A 1,773-nucleotide genomic window follows, 5' to 3' on the forward strand; every position below is an offset into this window, starting at 1 on the left:
CCAATGTTTGAGTTAAATGTTCATCTTCATGTGCTGGTAGTAATAACATCCAGCGAACAAATGCATTTTCCCATGGATTTACTTTTTCTTCACGCCATTGTTTGACCAATTTTGGAATTTCTACAAAATGAATTTCAATATCATCACTTAGTATCTGTTGCTTTTTAGGATTCCATAATTGTCCTATGGTGTGAAATGAATCATCTTGGGAGAATAATATAAAATCTAATAAATTAATGGTAATTGTTTTCCGAAGTGAACGATAAGGCATCCCTTCTTGCATTTGGGACGTATAGAGTTTACTCCAATAATATAGAGATCGTTTGACCATATCATGTGTATTCCGAAGCTGAATTTCTATATTTACTTGTGTCCCATTATCTAGTGTTGCTAATAAGTCTAATATGGATAACTTATCATCTTCATAAGATTTATGAAGATGTGGATCTTCTAGTTGTAGAGATACAATAGGTGCATCTAAAGATTCCTCTAGGATGGCGTTTAGAAATCCAGTTAAAATCTCTTCATTTCCCTTCGTTCCAAATAACTGTTTAAAAGCGAAATCAATCCGTAAATTTACTAATTTTGTGGACATGGGTTTCCTCTCCCTGTCTTTCTATTCTTCTTACTATTTTATAATGTAATTCTTTATATAAGCAAATGCTACTTTTACCATTGTAGCTCCAATTCATCACAGTACACATCTAACTCCGTAAAACAGTTTTGTAAATCCGCTTCAAAAAGCTGAGATATACACGTTATTTTAACTAAGAAAATGCACGTATCTCGGCTGTACCTTGGAATGATATGGTGAGGCCTGATAGGAAGTAGACATCTTTTTTACGCAAGATTGTACTTATAAAAAATATTATTAGGGTTTAGTTATCTAATATCTTTTTTTATACTGCCTTCTGTTCTATCATTATTAAATTTCACCTCAAAACCAAATTTTTTATAAAAATGTTCTAATTTATCGAAATGGTCTCTGTCTTCTGGTGATAGCCGCCCAGAAATGTATGAAACTTTCATTTCTTTAGCCATTTTAATAAGATATTTCATTGTAATAGAGCCGTTCCCAATGTTTTCTTTCGGACTCGTTATATTTCCAATCCATATATAGTCAGGTTCTTGAGGTGAATTGTTATGGAGAGTTGCAAAAAGTGTAGGAATTTGATAATTATAATTGGATCTTCGTACATACAATTTAATCTCAAAAGACCGTCCGATCGGTGCTCTAAATACAAATACTTCATCATTTTTCTTATTTTTTTCAATGCCAATAATTTCAGCTTGTGGATACTTAGAAAAAATTTCTTTTGGTATGTCATATGTTTTTTTTAGTTTGTTTATTTTAGTTTCAAATTCATCTTTAATAAGCAATACTTGTCGTTGGTAGTTATTATGAATTAAGGATAATTCTTTTTTAAAAAGAGTTTTTAGAATAAATTTTTTCATTTTTAGACCTCGTAAATTGGGATTTGTATACGTGTATCTAACTCTAAAATAAATTAAACGTATATCGGCTATATCTCGATTGCATTTATTGGTGTTGAGAAAGTTGTTTTCAAACTTCTAGATAAGAAACTTCAAAAATTATTTTGTACATACTCTGTACCTTTTTCTAGAGAAAGTTTTTTCGAATCAATTTGTGAAGCATTTCCTGTTTCTAAATTTGTTTGGTAGGTATTGAACTCCCACATTCCTTGACTATTATCATATATAGCAGTCATAAATTGGTTCTGTTGCAAAGTTTCTTAACAGATAAAAAGTTGG

General features: G+C 30.6%; 3 protein-coding genes. All 3 read right to left on the reverse strand.

Annotation, left to right across the window (positions count from 1 at the left end; all coding sequences use genetic code 11):
- Positions 1-595, reverse strand: a 595-nt coding sequence (locus Y7E_RS0106855) for an Rpn family recombination-promoting nuclease/putative transposase (protein WP_017150543.1), incomplete at its 3' end; no start/stop codon positions are given.
- Between the two features lie 287 nt (positions 596-882).
- Positions 883-1,455, reverse strand: coding sequence for a hypothetical protein (locus Y7E_RS0106860; protein WP_017150544.1), 573 nt, complete (start codon positions 1,453-1,455; stop codon positions 883-885).
- A 131-nt stretch (positions 1,456-1,586) separates the two neighbouring features.
- On the reverse strand, positions 1,587-1,730 hold the full coding sequence (locus Y7E_RS34230; RefSeq protein ID WP_237741357.1) for a hypothetical protein: 144 nt from the start codon (positions 1,728-1,730) through the stop codon (positions 1,587-1,589).
- Between the last annotated feature and the right edge of the window lie 43 nt (positions 1,731-1,773).

Source organism: Bacillus bingmayongensis (assembly GCF_000299035.1).
In the GTDB taxonomy this organism is placed as follows: domain Bacteria; phylum Bacillota; class Bacilli; order Bacillales; family Bacillaceae_G; genus Bacillus_A; species Bacillus_A bingmayongensis.